This window comes from Pseudomonas sp. MWU12-2029, assembly GCF_023242425.1.
Lineage (GTDB): Bacteria > Pseudomonadota > Gammaproteobacteria > Pseudomonadales > Pseudomonadaceae > Aquipseudomonas > Aquipseudomonas kribbensis.
Window position 1 is genome coordinate 495047 of the sequence record NZ_JALJDY010000005.1, and the last position, 16637, is coordinate 511683.

15 protein-coding genes are annotated in these 16637 nt (G+C 60.8%); 10 read left to right on the top strand and 5 right to left on the bottom strand.

Annotated features, from left to right (window positions below):
• Nucleotide 1: 1 nt before the first annotated feature.
• Together M5B44_RS15550 and M5B44_RS15555 are read left to right on the top strand one after the other, a co-directional pair.
• The gene (locus tag M5B44_RS15550) at nucleotides 2-1819 is read left to right on the top strand and encodes a hypothetical protein (protein ID WP_248739769.1); all 1818 of its coding nucleotides are present in this window, start codon (nucleotides 2-4) and stop codon (nucleotides 1817-1819) included.
• A 30-nt stretch (nucleotides 1820-1849) separates the two neighbouring features.
• Nucleotides 1850-2899: a hypothetical protein gene (locus tag M5B44_RS15555; RefSeq protein WP_248739770.1), complete on the top strand. Its 1050-nt coding sequence runs from the start codon at nucleotides 1850-1852 to the stop codon at nucleotides 2897-2899.
• Between the two features lie 44 nt (nucleotides 2900-2943).
• Here the strand turns inward: M5B44_RS15555 and M5B44_RS15560 are convergent, their stop codons facing one another.
• The gene (locus M5B44_RS15560; RefSeq protein WP_248739771.1) at nucleotides 2944-3252 is read right to left on the bottom strand and encodes a cupredoxin family copper-binding protein; all 309 of its coding nucleotides are present in this window, start codon (nucleotides 3250-3252) and stop codon (nucleotides 2944-2946) included.
• 14 nt (nucleotides 3253-3266) lie between these two features.
• Entirely contained in the window at nucleotides 3267-4238 is a 972-nt protein-coding gene (locus tag M5B44_RS15565) for a metallophosphoesterase family protein (protein WP_248739772.1), read from the bottom strand.
• 154 nt (nucleotides 4239-4392) lie between these two features.
• On the opposite strand from M5B44_RS15565, the gene M5B44_RS15570 reads away from it, so the two are divergent.
• Together M5B44_RS15570 and M5B44_RS15575 are read left to right on the top strand one after the other, a co-directional pair.
• Nucleotides 4393-4905, top strand: a complete 513-nt coding sequence (locus M5B44_RS15570) for a sigma-70 family RNA polymerase sigma factor (RefSeq protein WP_248739773.1) — start codon at nucleotides 4393-4395, stop codon at nucleotides 4903-4905.
• Nucleotides 4898-5644: an anti-sigma factor family protein gene (locus M5B44_RS15575; protein WP_248739774.1), complete on the top strand. Its 747-nt coding sequence runs from the start codon at nucleotides 4898-4900 to the stop codon at nucleotides 5642-5644. Before M5B44_RS15570 ends, M5B44_RS15575 begins: the two co-directional genes overlap by 8 nt.
• A 7-nt stretch (nucleotides 5645-5651) precedes the next feature.
• On the opposite strand, the gene M5B44_RS15580 is transcribed toward M5B44_RS15575, so the two are convergent.
• Together M5B44_RS15580 and M5B44_RS15585 are read right to left on the bottom strand one after the other, a co-directional pair.
• Nucleotides 5652-6836 carry a DUF2252 family protein gene (locus tag M5B44_RS15580; RefSeq protein ID WP_248739775.1) on the bottom strand — a complete coding sequence of 395 codons (1185 nt, stop codon included), beginning with the start codon at nucleotides 6834-6836 and terminating at the stop codon, nucleotides 5652-5654.
• An 82-nt stretch (nucleotides 6837-6918) separates the two neighbouring features.
• Entirely contained in the window at nucleotides 6919-7824 is a 906-nt protein-coding gene (locus tag M5B44_RS15585) for a helix-turn-helix domain-containing protein (RefSeq protein ID WP_248739776.1), read from the bottom strand.
• A gap of 162 nt (nucleotides 7825-7986) precedes the next feature.
• Between M5B44_RS15585 and M5B44_RS15590 the strand changes: the two genes are divergently transcribed.
• The 5 genes from M5B44_RS15590 to M5B44_RS15610 all read left to right on the top strand — a co-directional run bounded on the left by M5B44_RS15590 (nucleotide 7987) and on the right by M5B44_RS15610 (nucleotide 14203).
• A complete protein-coding gene (locus M5B44_RS15590; protein WP_248739777.1) occupies nucleotides 7987-9345 on the top strand; it encodes a glutamine synthetase family protein in 1359 nt (452 codons plus the stop codon).
• 154 nt (nucleotides 9346-9499) lie between these two features.
• On the top strand, nucleotides 9500-10588 hold the full coding sequence (locus tag M5B44_RS15595; RefSeq protein ID WP_248739778.1) for a polyamine ABC transporter substrate-binding protein: 1089 nt from the start codon (nucleotides 9500-9502) through the stop codon (nucleotides 10586-10588).
• Nucleotides 10585-11886 (top strand): NAD(P)/FAD-dependent oxidoreductase, encoded by a 1302-nt coding sequence (locus M5B44_RS15600; RefSeq protein WP_248739779.1) that lies wholly within the window; start codon nucleotides 10585-10587, stop codon nucleotides 11884-11886. Before M5B44_RS15595 ends, M5B44_RS15600 begins: the two co-directional genes overlap by 4 nt.
• Before the next feature lie 96 nt (nucleotides 11887-11982).
• Nucleotides 11983-13638 carry an intermembrane transport protein PqiB gene (locus M5B44_RS15605; protein WP_248739780.1) on the top strand — a complete coding sequence of 552 codons (1656 nt, stop codon included), beginning with the start codon at nucleotides 11983-11985 and terminating at the stop codon, nucleotides 13636-13638.
• 16 nt (nucleotides 13639-13654) lie between these two features.
• Complete coding sequence (locus tag M5B44_RS15610) at nucleotides 13655-14203, top strand: membrane integrity-associated transporter subunit PqiC (protein ID WP_248739781.1); 549 nt, start codon at nucleotides 13655-13657, stop codon at nucleotides 14201-14203.
• Here M5B44_RS15610 and M5B44_RS15615 read toward each other — a convergent pair.
• Complete coding sequence (locus tag M5B44_RS15615; RefSeq protein WP_248739782.1) at nucleotides 14164-15474, bottom strand: sensor histidine kinase; 1311 nt, start codon at nucleotides 15472-15474, stop codon at nucleotides 14164-14166. The genes M5B44_RS15610 and M5B44_RS15615 overlap by 40 nt on opposite strands.
• A 316-nt stretch (nucleotides 15475-15790) precedes the next feature.
• On the opposite strand from M5B44_RS15615, the gene M5B44_RS15620 reads away from it, so the two are divergent.
• Nucleotides 15791-16444, top strand: coding sequence for a histidine phosphatase family protein (locus M5B44_RS15620; protein WP_248739783.1), 654 nt, complete (start codon nucleotides 15791-15793; stop codon nucleotides 16442-16444).
• Nucleotides 16445-16637 lie beyond the last annotated feature (193 nt).

Consider the following 16637-nt stretch of genomic DNA (forward strand, 5'->3'; position numbering starts at 1 on the left):
CATGAGCATCCTCAACGGCCCGCGACTGAATTTCTGGGGAGGCATCCGCACGGATGTCAGCCTGCCGAACAATTCACCGACCATTCCTTATGACGGCGATGACAACTGGCCGATCTTTGACCTGACCACTTCGACCCTGGCATCGGGGGCCCGGTCTTATACCGACGATCAGTTGAACAGCATGATCAATGCGCCTACGGGCGACTACTACACCGCCGGTGGCTGGAATCATTACGGGCAACATGTCGTCGACATGCAGAATGCGCTGATCAGTTCTCAGGGCAGCCCGGGCAGCGTCAGTACCACTGGGGATATGGTGGGCCAGCCGGTCTATCTGCTGGGTTCTGTGGACCCGGTAACCGGACAAGGGCCGGTATCGGGCCCGATGATGGTGGACCTCGACCCCACCTCGACCACCACCACCCAGATATTTGTCGGTGGCCTGCAAATCGGTGGCAGCAGCAACATCCAGTTGCTGATTCACGACAATGCAGTCTGCAGCAGCCTGGATCTCGGCAAGCGGGTGCTGCAGCCAACGCCGAAGGAGCTGGATGCACCCGGTTCCTGCCGTATCAGTGGCACCTTCCAGTTGACCTTCCCGCTGCGCAGCATTGTCAGCTGGAACCAGAACAGCGCCGGCTTGCGATCGATCATCCAGGCACCGGGCGCCACCGGGATCGTCCTGCGCTTCGTGATGTTCGAAATGTGCCCGACGATGACCACGCCCCAGTTGCAAGCCGATTATGCCGCCGGCAGAGACACCCCGAACCCGAGCATCGGCCGGGTCATCGGTACATTGGCGCCGGCGTTCGCCAATGAGCCGCGGGACTGTCAGGCGGGCCGTCAGATCGTCAATCAGGGCACGGGCGGCACCGGCTACGCAGACCTGAGCAACCCGGCCATGCTGAGCGTCGACATGGTCAATATCATTCCGAAACAGACGTTCAGGGCCGTCCGGGATGACATCACCAGCCCTATCGGACCTAACGGCAATTACGGCACTGTCACCGTGGCAGCCGGCGAGACCACCCTGGGCACACTCGATCCGACCAGCAGTCCCCTGTTCGACTATTACGTGTATGGCGGCATTGTCGATCTGCCGCTCAATACAGCCCAACAGTCAGCGGTCAGATCCTCGGCGCTGGCCATCAGCGCCCCCGGCAAGGTCGCAGAGACTACGTTGCAGGCCTCGGAGTCCGTCTACCGGATCTACGCCGATCAACGCAGTGTCTATACCGAGGACTACCCGCAGGGCCTGTCGATTACGCTGCAGGTCCGGTATCTGGGGGCTGCGGTGCCCAGCACAACCGAAATCGATCTCACTGCCGCGCCTTCGGGACCGTATTACACGCAACAGCGCTACTGCGACTTCCTTTATTTTCCCCCTGCGTTGACGCTGAGCCCCGGTCAGTTGTCCGTCACCTTCTCCGTCAACGTAAAACCCGCAGCGGCTCCCCTCGCCGGTTTCGTTGCCCTGACCTACACCGTCAACGGTCAGGACAGCGGCACGTATTTCACCAACTTCCGCAAATACGCCGAGACCGACTTCGGCATCCCCAGAGGCACCACCATCACCTGGGAACAGATGTACCCGAACGTCCTGCGTTTTCACTATCTGGCCTTCCCGGCCATGTCCCGCTACATCCCGCTGAACCAGCCGGACGCGATCATGGGCGCGAAGAACCCGATCCTCGCCCGAACCTCGGATGCCTACAAAGGCACCACGCTGTTCATGCCTGTGGTGAGATCGATGTCGCCCTGTCAGCGGGCACTGTTGCGGGCCTATCTCACGGGCGAGCCGTGGCAACCACCGCAGTAATCGCGCCCCTCAGCCCATGGAGAAAAACCTATGACTGTTCATATTCCTGCGCGCCCCCGCGAGACGCTGCGCCCCAGCACCCTCATCGCCGAAGGCCTGCTGAACCCGCGTGGCGCCTGCCTGCAAGCCGATGGCAGCCTGCTGATGGTCGAAGCCGGTTCAGGCCTGCCGGACCAGACATTCAGCGGCTGCATCAGCCGCCTGCAACCCGACCCACTGCACCCCGGCGCCTGGCTCGCCCGGGAAACCCTGGCGCAGGGCTTTCGCTCGATGAACATGCAGGCCCGCATGCTGCGCGATGAAATCATGGGGCTGTCGGACATCGCCTGCGGTGACGGGCGCTGTCTGGTCAGCCAGACCGACTACGTCGCGGGCTCGAAACTGCTGGACCTGCAATACACCCCGCCGGAGCCTGTGTTTCACAGCCGGGGCAATCTGAATGCGCTGTGTTATCACCCGACCCGCCGCAGCTGGCTGGCGGTCAAACCCGATACCAATCAACTGGTGGAGTTCAGCACTGGCGAGGATGAACAGGTATTGGTGCAGTTGCCGGATCTGGACATGGGCCAGGAAGCCGTGCCCGTCACGCTAGTGTACGAACCGACGACAGACGCGGTGCTGATCAGCCTGTTCTCCGGGGAGCTGCAAAGCGACCCGGCCCGCAAAGGTATCGACTTTGACGATCAGGCCGGCCAGGTGATCCGGGTCTGGCCCGACACCGGCCGGATCGAAGTGCTGATTCGCGGCCTGCAATTGCCCACCGGGCTCGCGCTGTGTCCGCAAGGAAATGTGTTGGTGCTGGAGCTCTGCAGCCGTCTGCAACAACCGCTGCCGCCTGACTGGAATGGCGAAACCCTGCATGGCGGCTTCACCCGGTTCAGCGGGCGACTGTTGAGCTGCAATCTGCAAACCGGAGAAGTGACCGTGCTCGCCCGTGACCTGGATACCCCGTCCAACCTGTGTCTGGTACAGGATGCAGTGCTGGTGAGCGAAGGCATGGGTTTGACCGGGCGCCCCTTGCCCACGCCGGATAACAAGGTGGTTGCGTTGAGCGGCAGGCTGCGTCGGGTGCAGCTCTGAAAACAGAAAAAAGGGCGCTGCCTCATTGAAGCCGCGCCCTCTGTTTACTGAGTCACCACAATCTTCCCGATCATCTGCGGATGCAGCACGCAGAAATACTCGAACTCGCCCGGCGTGTTGAACACCCAGGAAAAACTGTCATTGGTGTCCAGCGCCCCCGAGCGGAACACCTTGTGGGTCTCGGCCACCGTGTGCGGGATCTGATCGTCGTTCACCCATGTCACCTTGGTGCCCACGGCCACGGTCAGGTCCTTGGGGCCGAACATGAACTCCTTGATATCGACCTTCACCTCCTGCGCCCACGCCGGCATCGACAGCATCAGGCACAGCACAACCAACAGTCGCGATTTCATCTGGCTGCCCTCCCCTAGACCAGTGTCGAATCGATCAGCGCCAGCGGATGATCGCCCTGTGTCGCACGCACATCGGTGATCCCCAGATAATTGCGCAATTGATCGGCCGCCACGGTCATCGGTCCCGGCGACGGCGCCGCGCCCGGTGCCGGTTGCGGATACGCTGTGCCACGTGCGGTGTGGAAGGTGATGTTGCCTTCGACCTTCTGGATGACCTGATGGATATGCCCGTTCAATACCGTCACCGAGCCGTACTTGCGCAACATCGCAATCGCCTGATCGCCATCCTCGGTGCCCCAGCCCCAGGGCTGATAGATCGTCCACAGCGGAATGTGGGTGAACACGACGATGGGCGTGCTGGTAGTCACCGCGCGCAGATCATCGGCCAGCCACGCCAGTTGATCGGCGCCGAGGGTGGCTTCATGGCCGGCCTGGAAGTTGAAGACATTGACCAGCGCGATGAAATGCACGCCATGGTCATCGAAGCTGTACCAGCCATTGCCTTTGGTGCCCTTGCCGTAACGCTCCAGATAGAGCTTGCCGCCGCCCTCGTCGAGGGTGTCGTGTTCACCGGGGATGTAATGCACCGTGGACGGCAAGCCTTTGAGCACTTGCGCCGCCGTGTCGAATTCCTCGGCCTTGGACAGGTGGGTGATGTCGCCGGTGTGCAGGATCAGCGACGGCCGTTTCGGCAGCGCAATGACCTTGTCGATCGCCACTTGCAGGGTTTTCACCGGCTCCGGATTGGCTTCCTTGTTGAAGCCGATGTGCGAGTCGCTGATCTGCACGAAATGGAAAGTGCTGGCCAACGCCTTGGGATCGCTGACGTTGCCCGCCTCATCCATCGCAAAGGCTCTCGGAATGCCGCCGCTCAGGGCCCAGAGGACCCCGGCCCCGGCCCACGCCGAGCATTTGAGCAGCGTTCGCCGGTCCGGGTTGCTCAGCAAGCCGTCGGTGCGCAGTGGATGTTTTGTTTGATTGTCCATCGGTATGTCCTCGCTGGCGGACTACAGTGATGTTGCTGACACCAGCAAGAACCTTGCGGGACGAACGTTTATTCCACGCCGCAAAACAAATTCTTTTCAGGGAATAAAACACGACGCATCACAGTTATAGGGGTGTGACGGTGCGGAAGCCACTATGAATCGATTCGAGGAACTGATTGCGCCGCACCTGGACGCGGCTTACAACCTCGCGCGCTGGATCACGGGCAACGACAGCGCGGCACGGGATGTCGTGCAGGAAAGCGCCTTGCGCGCCTTCAGGTTTTTGCAGCGTTTTGCCGATGGCAACGCCAAGGCCTGGTTTCTGACCATCGTGCGCAACGAAAGCTACACCTGGCTCAAGGCTACGGCCGGGCGCCACTGGGTCGCCATTGATGACGAGACGGGTGATATCGACGGCGCACTGAGCCACGGCCAGAGCCCGGAACTGTTGGCCATTCACACGGAAAACGCGGCGTTGCTCCAGCAAGCCCTGAGTGCCTTGCCGCCAGCGTTTCGCGAGGTCATTGTGCTCAAGGAACTCGAAGACATGCCCTACAAGGACATCGCCCTGGTGGTCGATATTCCCATCGGCACCGTCATGTCGAGACTGGCCCGGGCCCGCGCCATGCTCAAGCTCGAATTACTGAAGTCGCACGATCATGAATGAACTCCACTGCACGGTTTGCCAGACACAACTGCATGGCTATCTGGATCAGGAACTCGATCCGGCGATGGCGGAGGATGTCGCTGCGCATCTGGCCAGATGCGCTGACTGCGCGCGGCTGCATGATGAGGCGAAACGGCTGAAGGTCAGCGTGAAGCGCCATGCGCAGTATTACTCCGCGCCGGCATCACTGACGGCCAGCGTGTTTGCCGCCGTTGCGCCGGCTTCGCCGAGCCCGCTCGAACGCTGGCGAAAATGGTTCGCCCCGGCATTCTCCGCAGCGGCCCTGGCTCTGGCGATGGTGCTTTACGTGGCAACACCGGGCAGCGAACAGCCGTTGATGGATGAAGCCGTCTCCAGCCACGTGCGCTCGTTAATGGGCCAGCACCTTAACGATGTGGTGTCGTCCGACCGGCACACCGTAAAACCCTGGTTCACCGGCAAACTCGACTTTTCGCCGCCCGTCGTCGACTACTCGGCACAGGGTTTTCCACTGCTCGGCGGGCGGCTGGATTACCTGCAACACCAGACCACCGCAGCACTGAGTTACGGCCGGGCCAAACACATCATCAATGTGTTTATCCTGCCGACGACGGACGCCGACAAGCCGACGCAGAGTCAATCGATTCGTGGTTTCAACGTGGTTTCCTGGCAGGCAGGCCATATGCGTTTTGTGCTGGTTTCCGATGTTGAAAAAGGCGAACTGGAAACGTTCGGCAAGTTACTCAGGGATGGTGTTTGAGAGTCCCTCAATGGTGCAGCGCGTACAGACGACAATGCTCCAGATAACCGCGCTCATGCTGCCCCACCAATTGCACGACACTGGACCAAAGCCACGACGGTGCATCCAGCGTCTTGGTGTGGCAACTGTTCAGGTCGCGGATCCAGGCCGCTCGCGTCGCAAGGTCCATTTGCCGCGCATGAGCAAGGCCGACGACGTTGGCCAGATAAGCGGCGGCGAGCAACGCTTCGGACTGGCTCAACTGATTCAGTTCCAGTTTCATGTCTTGCGGCAACAGTTCGCGCAGGAAAAAACCCTCGTCCAGTACGCGTGTTGCAATCATTCGATTGCCCAGACCGGGTGACAGATGTCGGGCCCCTTCCACCACCCGCCGGCCATTGTCACGCGGCATGGAGGCTTTCGGCACACGTGGCGCTGCAGCGGCGACGGCTTGCTTGAGATCGAGCAGGCAAAACTCCTGATCGTCTCCGGCCCCCACACCCAGCAACAGCGCATAGCGTTTCAGCCCCAATGAACTGCAACCTTTGACCCAGTAGGCGGAGTCGAGCAATTGGACTTTGTCGTCCTTCGATCTGCCTTTGAGCGACGTCACCAGCGTATGGACATCATCGGTCGCGCACAGCGTTTTCAGCGCGGCGCGTTCCGCTCGCGAAAGTGCCCAGAAGTGCTTGCCCAGAGGAATGGAAGGCTTGGTGTTTTCGATACGCTCATAGGCCAGGTGTTTCCAGGTGCGCCGCACGGCGCTGCGCATGCTGGCCTTGACCTGAGGCGGGCGCGTCGGGTCTTCATCGACGTTGCCTTCAAAGGCGCTTTCGTAACCACGCATCATGCCTTCGAGCATTCTGGCGGTGGTTACACCTGGCAGATCCGAGCCTCTGGCAGCCGTCGCCAGGGATAACGCGAGCCGCACGAGGTCATGCGCCGGGTTGCCGATGACGGTCTGGTCGAGATCGCGAATATGGATATCGATCCGGCCCTTCGAATCCCCCGTCGGGCCCAGATTCCCTGCATGGCAATCGCCACAGATCCACACCGCAGGCCCCCGTGGCAGACGTCTGCCGGGCTGGCTGTGCAGCCATTCGTAGAACTGAACGGTACTGCCCCGAACATAAGCATGGGCAGACCTGGCCATCTTGAGATTTCTGAGTTCGCTGAGTGTTTCCAGACGCTGGGAGGGTCGAGGGGTCTTCATGGAAAATACTTGAGTGGGTGTATTCCATCGACCCTTCGCGTGCGCGAATGTTTCAATTTGTTTCAGAGCAATAACTGTCTCTTCAGCGACTTGTTCGCTTCAAGGTTTCACTCGGTAACTCATTGAACAGCGCCCGATAGCTGTTGGAAAACCGCCCCAGATGCCAGAACGACCAGTTCATCGCCACTTCGGCCACCGTGGTGCCCGAAGCGGCACCCTTGAGCAGTTCCCGGCGGGCACTGTTGAGCCGGCGCAAACGCAACCATTGAGTCGGTGACATCCCGGTATAGGCCTTGAACGTCTGTTGCAATTGTCGCAACGACACCCCGGCCACCTGGGCCAGCTCCAGCAGATTGAGGGTTTCCTCCGGCGAGTCCGCCGCCCATTCACCCACGCGCTTCATGGTTTGCCGCTCTTCGGTGCGACGCTGTAAACCACCGCTGTCCAGGCACACCCGGGCGTTGTCGAGGATGAACAGGCAGTCCTCCAGCAACTGCTGGGTCAGTGCTTCTTTGCTTGGCTGATCAAGGGTTTGCGACAACTTCGTGAGAGTCGAGCTCAACCAGCGGCTGAACAGCGCGTTCTGCGCGCCGTTGAGTGGCGCCATGAACAGGCCTTCCAGCCGGGCCACGTCCAGGCCATTGCGGCGGACGAATTCCGGACCGAACACCACGGCGATTTCCTGGTAGTTCTCCGGGGTGATCCAGATGTTGCGGCTCTCTTCGTTCAGCAGATAGAGCGCGTTGTCACTGCGATCGAAACAGAACGCCAGAGCCCCCGAGGGCGCACTGAAATTCTGCTCCACCCGGGTGTTCATCTGTTCTTCGTAGACCTCCACGCCTTCCAGGTCCAGATAGCGGATTCGCCCGGCGAAATGCCCCGGCGACATCTGCTGGTAATGCTGGACCCAGCCCGGTGTCGCGCGGATCTGCTCGGCGACATCGGCGGTGTTGAAAGCTTGAACCTGTAGCGGATTACACGTTGTCATGGGAGACCTTGCGCACTCTTTTGGTGCGCTTTGGTGCTGCTGAAAGTGGATAGATGGAACGGCAAGGCCCGCCCAAGATAGTCGTCAACGCGCCACAGGGGAAGCCTGCGAAAGATGAAATCGCACTTCCCCCGCGTCAATAAAACCAACGACGAGGTCTTTATGAATGCCCCTTTCGATCAGCTGTTCACATGGCTGAAAGATCACAAGATTACCGAAGTGGAATGCGTGGTCAGCGACCTGACCGGCATCGCCCGCGGCAAAATTGCACCGACCAACAAGTTCCTGCATGAGCGAGGCATGCGCCTGCCGGAAAGTGTGCTGCTGCAAACGGTAACCGGGGATTTTGTCGACGACGACATCTACTACGACCTGCTCGACCCGGCCGACATCGACATGGTCTGCAAACCGGTGAGCGACGCGGTGTATGTGGTGCCATGGGCCATCGAGCCGACGGCCATCGTGATCCACGACACCTTCGACAAGTTCGGCAACCCGATCGAACTGTCGCCGCGCAATGTGCTGAAGAAAGTCCTGCAGCTGTACACCGACAAGGGCTGGAAGCCGATCGTTGCGCCGGAAATGGAGTTCTACCTGACCCAGCGCTGCGAAGATCCGGACTTGCCTTTGAAGGCACCGCTGGGCCGTTCCGGTCGCGCCGAAAGCGGTCGTCAGTCGTTCTCCATCGATGCCGCCAACGAATTCGATCCGCTGTTCGAAGACGTCTACGATTGGTGCGAACTGCAAGGCCTGGACCTGGACACGCTGATTCACGAAGACGGCCCGGCGCAGATGGAGATCAACTTCCGCCACGGCGACGCGCTGGATCTGGCCGACCAGATCACTGTGTTCAAGCGCACCCTGCGTGAAGCCGCACTCAAGCACAACGTCACCGCAACCTTCATGGCCAAGCCGATTGGCGATGAACCCGGCAGCGCCATGCACCTGCACCAGAGCGTGGTGGAAATCGCCACCGGCAAGCCGATTTTCGCCAATTCCGACGGCAGCATGAGCGACCTGTTCCGCCATCACATCGGTGGTCTGCAGAAACTCATCCCAAAAGTGCTGCCGATGTTTGCGCCGAACGTGAACTCGTTCCGCCGCTTCCTGCCGGACACTTCGGCGCCGGTCAACGTCGAGTGGGGCGAAGAAAACCGCACTGTCGGCTTGCGGGTTCCGACCTCCGGGCCTGAGGCGATGCGCGTGGAAAACCGTTTGCCCGGCGCCGACGCCAACCCGTACCTGGCCATTGCCGCGAGCCTGCTGTGCGGCTACATCGGCATGGTCGACGGCATCGAGCCAAGCGCTGCCGTTGAAGGCCGCGCCTATGAGCGCCGCAACCTGCGCCTGCCGATCACCATCGAAGAAGCCCTGACCCAGATGGAAGAGTGCGACACCGTCGCCGAGTACCTGGGCAGCAAGTTCGTGCGTGGCTACGTGGCGGTGAAACGTGCCGAGCATGAAAACTTCAAGCGCGTGATCAGCTCCTGGGAGCGTGAGTTCCTGTTGCTGAGCGTTTAACCAACACACACGAACCCTGTGGGAGCTGGCTTGCCAGCGATGGCGTCGGCACGGTCAGCCTCTCTGTCTACTGACCCACCGCTATCGCTGGCAAGCCAGCTCCCACAAGGGCCGTGCCCACCTGAAAAATCCAATAATTCGAAGAGGTGTCGATATGCGTCTGTTGAAATCCCTGATCCCCGCCGCTCTGACCCTGGCTTGCAGTGCAGTTGCCCAGGCCGAACCCCAGGTCAGCATCTATAACTGGACCGATTACATCGGCCCGACCACCCTCGCCGACTTTCAGGCCGGCAGTGGCATCAAGGTGATCTACGACGTCTTCGACTCCAACGAAACCCTGGAAGGCAAACTCCTCGCCGGTCGCACCGGTTACGACGTAGTCGTGCCTTCCAACCACTTTCTCGCCCGTCAGGTGAAGGCCGGTGCGTTCCTCAAACTGGACCGCTCGCAACTGCCGAACTGGAAGAACCTCGACCCGAAACTGCTGGCCCTGCTCGAGAAGAACGATCCGGGCAACGAACACTCGGTGCCGTACCTGTGGGGCACCAATGGCATCGGCTACAACGTCGACAAGGTCAAGCAGGTGCTGGGCGTCGATCACATCGATTCCTGGGCCGTGCTGTTCGAACCAGAGAACCTGAAAAAACTCACCCAGTGCGGCGTGTCGATGATGGACTCGGCGGACGAAGTGTTCCCGGCGGTCCTCAACTACATGGGCATGGACCCGCGCAGTGAGAACCCTGAAGACTTCAAGAAAGCCGAAGCCAAACTGCTGAGCATCCGCCCGTACATCACCTACTTCCACTCGTCGAAATACGTGTCGGACCTGGCCAACGGCGATATCTGCGTGGCCTTCGGTTACTCCGGCGACGTGTTCCAGGCAGCCAACCGTGCCAAGGAAGCGAAGAACGGCGTGAACATCGCCTACGCGATTCCCAAGGAAGGCGCCAACCTGTGGTTCGACCTGCTGGCGATCCCCGCTGATGCCGGCAACACCAAAGAGGCCCACGCCTTCATCAATTACCTGCTCGACCCGCAAGTGATCGCCAAGGTCAGCGCCTCGGTCGGCTACGCCAACCCGAACCCGGCGGCCAAGCAATACATGGACGTGGCACTGGTCAGCAACCCCGAGGTGTATCCGCCTCAGGAAGTGCTCGACAAACTCTACATTTCCACCACCCCGCCCCAGTCGATCATGCGTCTGATGACCCGCTCCTGGAGCAAAGTGAAGTCGAACAAATGAATCAGTACACCCAGGAACACGCCCGCTCCTACTACGCCGCATCGGCCCGGGCGAGCACGCGATACCCTGCACTTGAAGCCGACCTGATCGCCGATGTCTGCGTGATCGGCGGCGGCTTCACCGGCGTCAACACTGCCATCGAGCTGGCCCAACGCGGTCTCTCGGTGGTGCTGCTCGAAGGCCGGCGCATCGGTTGGGGCGCCAGCGGGCGCAACGGCGGCCAGTTGATCCGTGGCATCGGCCATGAAGTCGAGGGCTTCGCCCGTCATGTCGGCGCCGAAGGCGTGCGCTACCTGCAACAGGCCGGCGTCGATTCGGTGGAGCTGGTGCGCCGACGCATCGAAGACAACACGATCGAGTGCGACCTGCGCTGGGGCTTCTGCGAACTGGCCAATACCCCGGCGCAGTTCGAGGCGTTCAAGGCTGAACAGGACAGTCTCGCGGCCTCGGGTTATGCCCATGAAACGCGACTGGTCAGCCCTGAGGGCATGCGCCGGCAAGTCGTCAATTCGGATGCCTATAAAGGAGGCCTGATCGACATGGGTTCGGGCCATCTGCACCCGCTCGATCTGGTGCAGGGCGAAGCACGTCTGGCGGCGTCGCTCGGGGTGCGGATCTTCGAGCAGAGCCCGGTGCTGGAAATCGTCCATGGCGCGACGGTGCAAGTGCGCTGCGCTTCAGGCACGGTGCGCGCCGGCAGTCTGGTGCTCGGTTGCAACGCGCATCTGGATGAACTCGAGCAACAGCTCAGCGGTAAAGTCCTCCCCGCCGGCAGCTACATCATCGCCACCGAACCCTTGTCCAAGGAACGCGCCGCCGAACTGATCCCGCAGAACCTGGCGCTCTGCGACCAGAAAGTCGGCCTCGACTATTACCGGCTCTCGGCGGACCGGCGCTTGCTGTTCGGTGGTGCCTGCCACTATTCCGGGCGGGATCCGGCGGACATCGCTGCCTACATGCGACCGAAGATGCTCAAGGTGTTCCCGCAACTGGCGGACGTGGGCATCGAGTTTCAGTGGGGCGGCAAGATCGGCATCACCGCCAATCGCTTCCCGCAGGTCGGGCGGCTCAAGCAGCACCCGAACGTGTTCTACGCTCAGGGCTATTCCGGCCATGGCCTGAACGTCACCCATTGGTGCGCCAAACTGTTGGGCGAAGCGATTCATGCCGGCCACAGTCAGGGCATGGACGTGTTCAGCGGCGTACCGCACATGACCTTCCCCGGCGGCCCGGCATTGCGTTCGCCGCTGCTGGCACTGGGCATGTTCTGGTATCGCCTGCGGGAAATGCTGGGCTGAGGCTCGCCGATTTGCTCTATCGCAAAGCACTTCTATATTGATGAAGTGCTTTTGCGTTCCTGACGCTCAGTGCCCAACACACTCTGGAGGTCATGGATGGAGTCGTCAGCCGCCGATCAACCGCGAGCACCCGGCCAGGCACCGGTCAAGACCCGGCGCTTCAGCATTTCGCTGGTGTGGATCGTGCCGATCGTCGCGGTGCTGGTGGGCATTTCGCTGGTGGTGCACAACCTGATGCAGGAAGGCCCGACCATCGTCGTCACCTTCAAGACCGGCAGCGGTCTGACCGCCAACAAGACCGAAGTCAAATACCGCAACGTGGTGGTCGGTCAGGTCTCGGACGTCGAGCTGGCCGATGACCAGAAGAGCGTCAACGCCACGATCAAACTGGCCAAGCAGGCCGAAACCTTTACCCGCGAAGACTCCAAATTCTGGGTGGTACGCCCCCGTATCGGTGCTGGCGGCGTGTCGGGCATCGATACCCTGCTGTCCGGCGACTACATCGGGGCCGATATCGGCCAGTCCGACTCCCGCGGCAAATACTTCAAGGGCCTGGAAAACCCGCCGCCGATCACCTATGGCGAACCGGGCAGACGCTTCAACCTGCACTCCTCGGATCTGGGCTCGCTGGACATCGGCTCCCCGGTCTATTACCGCAAGATTCCGGTTGGCCAGGTCGTGGCCTACGCACTCGATCCCGATGGCAAAGGGGTGAATATCGAAGTGTTCATCCACGCGCCGAACGATGCCTTCGTCACCGAGAACACCCGGTTCTGGAACGCCAGCGGTATCGACGTGAACGTCGGCGCCAATGGTTTTGCGGTGAAGACCGAATCGCTCTCGACCCTGCTGGTCGGTGGCATTGCCTTCCGCGCGCCGGATTACAGCCCCAACGATGTGGCGGCAGCGGATGAAAAATCCTTCGACCTGTTCGAAGACCAGCAGACCGCCCTCGCCCCGCCCGCCGGCAAACCGCAGTACCTGAGCCTGCGTTTCGATCAGGCCATGCGTGGCCTCAAGGTCGATGCGCCGGTCGAATTCCTCGGCATGGAAATCGGTCGTGTGGTGAGCATCAACCTGGACTACGACGAGAAGAAACGCAGCTTCCCGGTCAACGTCGGCATCGTGATCTACCCGCAACGCCTCGGACGGGCCCACGAAAAAATGCTCAAGGTGCTCAACCACAACCCGGAAGACGAAGCCGCCGCCGTGCGCCTGATCGGCACCTTTGTCGACAACGGACTGCGCGCCCAGGCCCGCAGCGGCAACCTGCTGACCGGTCAGCTGTACATCGCTCTGGACTTCTTCCCGAAAGCCGAAAAAGTCGCGTTTGACGCGACGGCGCGTCCCATCGTCATTCCAACCATTCCCGGCAGCCTCGAACAACTGCAGGAAAAACTCGAGGCGATGGTCGACAAGCTCAACAAACTGCCGGTGGAACGCATTGCCGGCAATCTCGACGGCAACCTCGTCGAACTGCGCAAAAGCCTGACCCAGTTCAACGCGAAGACTTTGCCCGGTGTCCAGAACACTTTGGCGGACGTGAGCAAGACCCTGCAATCGGCCAATTCGACGCTGGCCGAAGATTCGCCGCAACGCGAAAAACTCACCCAGACCCTCGACGAACTCGGGCGCATGTCGCGTTCGCTGCGTGAACTGTCGGATTACCTCGGTCGCCATCCGGAATCGCTGATTCGCGGGCGCCCCGACAACGCTGCGCCACTGGATCTCAAGGGACCGCCGCGCAATTGAGCACAGGAGCCTTGCCATGGCTTTACCGCTGAAGTTCACCGTGCTCGCCGCGTGCCTGCTGCTGGGTGCCTGTCGCAGCGACCCGATCAGCTTCCACACCCTGACCCCGGCACAGCCGATGCCTGGCCGATCAGGGCAGGACATCGCAATTGAAAGCATCAGCGTGCCGCCCCAGGTCGACCGCCCGCAAATCGTCATTCGCCAGGGCAACAGCGGCCTGGCGATTCTGGAAACCCAATGGTGGGGCGCCAGCCTCGGCGATGAGTTGCGCAGTGCGCTGGTGGATCAGTTGAGCAACGCTGGAGTTGCGCGCAAAACGTCGGTGCGCATCGATGTGCAGCGTTTCGATTCGGTCCCCGGACAATACGGGCTGATGGACGTGAAATGGCGCCTGCGTCCGGCCGACGCGGGCGATAGCGGCCTGCTCACCTGCCGCTCGATTCTGCAGACCCCTTCCGGATCGAGCATCGACGATCTGGTGAACGCTCAGCAGAACAACGTCAAACGCCTCGCTGCGCTGATCCGTCAGGCCGCCGGCAATGCGCGCAGCTGCCCGCCGTCCTGAGCCGCCGGCTTCAATTCCACGCTGAAGCGGCTGCCGCTGGACTGGCCACTGCTCAATTGCACCCGCCAGTGCTGGCGCTTGCAGATCCGCTGCACCAGCGACAAACCCAGGCCAAGGCCCTCGCCGCGGCCCTCATCGCCACGCACGAACGGCTGGAACACCGCCTGACGCTGCTCCTCCGGGATGCCGATGCCGCTGTCTTCCACCACAAAACCGTTGCCGGTCAGGGTCAGCCGGACGAACCCGTGATCGGTGTAGTGCCAGGCATTGCGCAACAGGTTGCCCATGACCGACTGCAGGAACGTCAGGTTGAAGCGTTCCATGCACGGCTGCTCCACCTCGTAGAAAAAATCCAGGCCCTTTTCACGAATCAGTCGGCCCCAGATCTCGCTCTGGGCATCCGCGACGTCCTTGAGCGTGACGCAAATGTCGCTGCCGGTATCGTCCTCGGCGCGAGCCAGCATCAGGAAGGTATCGACCAGTTGGCGCATCTCGTGACTGGCCCGGGCGATGCGATTGACCTGCGCGGTTGAACGGGCATCGAGCGACGGATTGGCGAGCAACAACTCGCAGGAGCCGCAAAGCACCATCAACGGCGTGCGCAGTTCATGGCTGACATCGCTGGTGAACAGTTTTTCGCGGCTCAGGGTTTCGCGCAGGCGGCCCAGGGTCTGATCGAACGACAGCGCCAACTCCCCCACTTCGTCTGCGGCGTAGTCCGGGTGCAGCGGAGGCGCCAGCACCAGCAACTGATCGCGATGGCGCACCTGACGCGCCAGACGAATCACCGGCGCCATGACCCGGCGTGCCAGCAATCGCCCCAGCACGAGCGCCAACAGAACACTCAGGACAAAACCGACCGTGACCACGATGAACAGCAATCGCTCGCGCTGTTCGAGGCTTTCCTGATCGCGCAACAACACATATTTGCGTCCACCGACCACCTCGACCATGGCAAAGAAGTCATCGCCATCGAAGCTGATTTCCTGAAAACCGGGAGCCAGTGCCGCCAGTGAAGGAATGAGCGCCATCGGGCCCGGTCCGCCTTCGAAGAAAAACAACTCGCTCTTTTCCGGTTGATGGCTCCAGCGATTGATGTCCTCCATGGCCAGCAGGCGGTGCAGGCCGCCGCTCAAGGTGCTGGTGGCCAGCCGGTGCTCGACGACATGCACGGCAGCCACGATGCCCAGCGCAAACACCCCGGCAACGATAGCGCTCATCAAAGCGAACACGATGACGATCCGTTTCGTCAGGCTTTGCTTGAGATCCATTCGGGTCGATGACTCCACTGCTGATTTCAGACTTCACGGTCAAAAACAGCGACATTGACCGAACCTGCGCAGCTTCACCGCAAACATAAACATTTGTTAAGACTGGCCGGTAAAAAAAGGGTATTTGAGTCTGGTTATCAAACACCGGATTAGTTGGGTTTTATCGACTCTCGCGAAATTTTCACATGTTCTTCACCGCCCCCCGACGTGCACGAACGTAATGTTCAGCCATTATTCAAGTACACAACTATAAAAGTTGGTTAAATCGCCGGCCAATCTCGCCTGCGACGTCAAGGGGCATGCCGTGGAGCGACAGATGCAATTAACAGCGACATATAAACAACGCCGTACGCTGCGACTTGGAAAACTGTTGACCGGCATCGGTGTAGTGGTCGCCATCGGACTGGTCAGCGGCTTCGTCTGGGTGACCCGCTCGCCCGTCGACCTGGGCAACGCCGGCAAGGCTGCCCGGGCTGACTGGACCCAGGCCTGGCAGGATGGCGAAGTGGTGGCGCTGGTGCGTCATGCCGAACGTTGCGACCGTTCCGACAACCTCTGCCTGGGCCCGGCCGACGGCATCACCCAGGCTGGCAACGACTCTGCAGCGCTTGTAGGTAAAGGCTTTGTGGGCCTGGGCATGCAGCAGGCGCAGGTGTTCACCAGCCCGCTGACCCGTACCGTGCAGACCGCACGCGCCATGTTCGGTCAGGACGCCACGACCCAGATCTGGCTCGAGTCCTGCGGTTCTTCTCTGCGCAACGACGTGGTGGCGCACAAGGTTGCCAAGCGCAATCTGGTGCTGGTCACCCACAGCGGATGCATCAGTGACTTCGAAAAACAGACCGGTTTTCCTCACGCGGTCGCCGCCGAATACGGTAGTACCCTGTTTGCTCGCATCGATGACAAAGGCCAACTTAAAGTGTTGGGCATCATGAATGCCGATGCCTGGTCTCAACTCAATAGTCATTAATGCTTTAGTTGGGGCGAACCGACAAGGTTGCACTTTTTTCAACTAGTCAGGAACGGACTTCATTAATTTGTAATGAAAGATGTATCTGCCCCCGATTTACTGGACAACGGTTTTTTTTAAGCTTGGCTATAGTGCGAGAACTCCGGCCTGGAGGTTCGGCAGCTCTCTGGATACAGGAAACGCCCGTCCCCCG

What these genes read in the sequence shown, in the direction of transcription:
- M5B44_RS15550 (WP_248739769.1), top strand. Translation starts at nt 2, where the DNA reads ATGAGCATCCTCAACGGCCCGCGACTGAATTTCTGGGGAGGCATCCGC.
- M5B44_RS15555 (WP_248739770.1), top strand. Translation starts at nt 1,850, where the DNA reads ATGACTGTTCATATTCCTGCGCGCCCCCGCGAGACGCTGCGCCCCAGC.
- M5B44_RS15560 (WP_248739771.1), bottom strand. Translation starts at nt 3,252, where the DNA reads ATGAAATCGCGACTGTTGGTTGTGCTGTGCCTGATGCTGTCGATGCCG.
- M5B44_RS15565 (WP_248739772.1), bottom strand. Translation starts at nt 4,238, where the DNA reads ATGGACAATCAAACAAAACATCCACTGCGCACCGACGGCTTGCTGAGC.
- M5B44_RS15570 (WP_248739773.1), top strand. Translation starts at nt 4,393, where the DNA reads ATGAATCGATTCGAGGAACTGATTGCGCCGCACCTGGACGCGGCTTAC.
- M5B44_RS15575 (WP_248739774.1), top strand. Translation starts at nt 4,898, where the DNA reads ATGAATGAACTCCACTGCACGGTTTGCCAGACACAACTGCATGGCTAT.
- M5B44_RS15580 (WP_248739775.1), bottom strand. Translation starts at nt 6,836, where the DNA reads ATGAAGACCCCTCGACCCTCCCAGCGTCTGGAAACACTCAGCGAACTC.
- M5B44_RS15585 (WP_248739776.1), bottom strand. Translation starts at nt 7,824, where the DNA reads ATGACAACGTGTAATCCGCTACAGGTTCAAGCTTTCAACACCGCCGAT.
- M5B44_RS15590 (WP_248739777.1), top strand. Translation starts at nt 7,987, where the DNA reads ATGAATGCCCCTTTCGATCAGCTGTTCACATGGCTGAAAGATCACAAG.
- M5B44_RS15595 (WP_248739778.1), top strand. Translation starts at nt 9,500, where the DNA reads ATGCGTCTGTTGAAATCCCTGATCCCCGCCGCTCTGACCCTGGCTTGC.
- M5B44_RS15600 (WP_248739779.1), top strand. Translation starts at nt 10,585, where the DNA reads ATGAATCAGTACACCCAGGAACACGCCCGCTCCTACTACGCCGCATCG.
- M5B44_RS15605 (WP_248739780.1), top strand. Translation starts at nt 11,983, where the DNA reads ATGGAGTCGTCAGCCGCCGATCAACCGCGAGCACCCGGCCAGGCACCG.
- M5B44_RS15610 (WP_248739781.1), top strand. Translation starts at nt 13,655, where the DNA reads ATGGCTTTACCGCTGAAGTTCACCGTGCTCGCCGCGTGCCTGCTGCTG.
- M5B44_RS15615 (WP_248739782.1), bottom strand. Translation starts at nt 15,474, where the DNA reads ATGGATCTCAAGCAAAGCCTGACGAAACGGATCGTCATCGTGTTCGCT.
- M5B44_RS15620 (WP_248739783.1), top strand. Translation starts at nt 15,791, where the DNA reads ATGCAATTAACAGCGACATATAAACAACGCCGTACGCTGCGACTTGGA.